The sequence below is a fragment of the Streptomyces sp. NPDC127092 genome (genome assembly GCF_042722475.1).
Taxonomy (GTDB): domain Bacteria; phylum Actinomycetota; class Actinomycetes; order Streptomycetales; family Streptomycetaceae; genus Streptomyces.
The window spans coordinates 309,218-311,158 of sequence record NZ_JBHXFE010000001.1 but is presented as its reverse complement, the minus strand read 5'-3'; the positions used below and the strand labels follow the sequence as shown (position 1 = coordinate 311,158).

The following is a 1,941-nucleotide window of genomic DNA, read 5'->3' as shown; positions in this document are numbered from 1 at the left end:
GGTCTGCCCTTCCCGTGACCCTTTTGAGGGCTCCTGAACGGGGCCCTCACACGGGGGGACTTACCTTGGCCGGGTCGTTTGGACGGGTCTGCGGGGCCTGTGGCGCTCGAGCCCCCCGCGGCCTCCGCCCGGTTTACCGGCCCCCAGTACCCCTGCCCGTCCTCACGCCGCGACCGGCAGCTCCCCGGTCGTGGCCGGCCGCTCCGGCTCCGGGCCGCGCCGGCCGTGCGCCACCACCAGGCCGAGCACCGCCACCGCGAGCAGCCCGAGGGCGAGGAGGGCCGGGATCCGGGAGACCAGCGGGCCCGCGAAGAGGCAGCACACGCCGCCCGCCAGGAGCGCCGTGGGCCGCGGCCCGGCGGACCGCAGCACGATCGCCGCCGAACCGAGCAGGAACACGCCCACCCCGCCCGTCAGGGACCACGCCACCGTGCCGTGCAGCGGCTCCGCCAGGCCGTAGTGGCCGGTATCGGCGACCTGGGTGAGCACCTTCTTCATGCCGAGCGCGGACAGGACGACGCCCGCCACCAGCGGCAGGTGGAGGAACGTGTACACGTCGCGGGCGAAGCGGGTCCGCGCATCGCCGTCGAGGGCCGCGAGCCGGTGCTCGGCGGGCGCGCCGAAGCGGCGGAAGTACAGCGCCCACAGCCCGGCCGAGAGCAGCAGCCCGGCCGCGCACGCCCCGAGCACCGCCACGGTCAGCGGGAAGCCCTGCATGCCCACGCCCATGGCGACGATGGACTCGCCGAGCGCGATGATGACGATGAGTCCGTACCGTTCCGAGAAGTGGCCGGGCGAGTTGACCCGCCACCCGGAGGCACCGGTGACGTAGATCGCGCCGTAGTCCACGGCCACGGCGCCCAGCCACAGCAGCAGCCGGGGCGTGCCGTCGTAGGCGCAGCCCGCGAGCAGCAGCGCGAACGGCGGCACGACCGACAGCAGCGCCGTGCGCCGCAGGGTGCGGTGCAGCACCGTGTCGCCGGGGCTGGCGAGGCGGTACGAGACGAGGTGCAGCACCCGGACGACGCCGTAGCTGAGCACGAACACCAGCGGGGCGGGCAGCCCGCCCGGCGCGTCGGCCAGCACCTCCGGCACCGCGAGCGACACCACGAACACCACCGCCATGACCGCGACGAGCACCCCGAACAGCGCCGCCGAGTCCGCCCGTACGACGTTGCCCAGCCACGAGAAGGCGCACCAGCACCACCACAGCAGCGCGAGCACCGCCATCGCCCCGACCACCCGCACCGGCGACGGGTCCGCCGCCATCAGGGCCGTCACCTGCGTGATCGCGTAGACGAAGACCAGGTCGAAGAACAGCTCCGCCGGCGTGACCTTGTGGTCGTCCCCGGTCGCCACCATGCGCGACCGCCCCTTGCCCCCCACGCCAACCCCCTGAAACGCACGGGCCGGTCGTCACCCGGCCCTCCGGCCATCCGGCGCGAAACCCTACCCCGGCCCCGCATTACCTGTGACGTAATCGACGCCCGCGACGGCCCCCGGCATGCTCGAAGTCACCGGGTCCCGGGCGGCGCACTCCGCCCGGGCACCGGCCCCACCGAATCCGTCAGGACGTCAGAAACGCCTTCCAGAAGGGTGATCCGCCATGTCGCAGGCCCTGCTCACCGGTCTCTCCCGTACCACCCGGCCGCTGTCCATGGTGCGCCGGTTCCTCGCTCTCGACGCCGTCGTGACCGGCGCCAACGGGCTCGCGTACGCCGTCGCCTCAGGACCGCTCGGTGAGCTCCTCGGTGTGGAGCGCGGGCTGCTGTTCGAGCTCGGGCTCTTTCTCACTGTGTACGCCGCCGGCGTGGGGGGGGGGGGGGGGAGGGGAACAGCCACCCTCCCCCCCCCCGCAAAACGTGGGCGGGCCGCCCCGGCCGCGCCCGCGCCCGGGCGCCCGGAGCGGCGCCCGGTGCCCGCCTGGCTGTGGGCCGCGCC

General features: G+C 74.7%; 1 protein-coding gene and 1 pseudogene. One reads left to right on the top strand and one right to left on the bottom strand.

Translation table 11 applies throughout. The features are described from left to right. Nucleotides 1–162 precede the first annotated feature (162 nt). Nucleotides 163–1,362, bottom strand: coding sequence for a low temperature requirement protein A (locus tag ACFWJO_RS01290; RefSeq protein ID WP_386862751.1), 1,200 nt, complete (start codon nt 1,360–1,362; stop codon nt 163–165). A gap of 244 nt (nt 1,363–1,606) precedes the next feature. On the opposite strand from ACFWJO_RS01290, the pseudogene ACFWJO_RS01285 reads away from it, so the two are divergent. Then, nucleotides 1,607–1,941, top strand: a pseudogene (locus tag ACFWJO_RS01285) (hypothetical protein); the annotation flags it as partial.

What these genes read in the sequence shown, in the direction of transcription:
- ACFWJO_RS01290 (WP_386862751.1), bottom strand. Translation starts at nt 1,362, where the DNA reads ATGGTGGCGACCGGGGACGACCACAAGGTCACGCCGGCGGAGCTGTTC.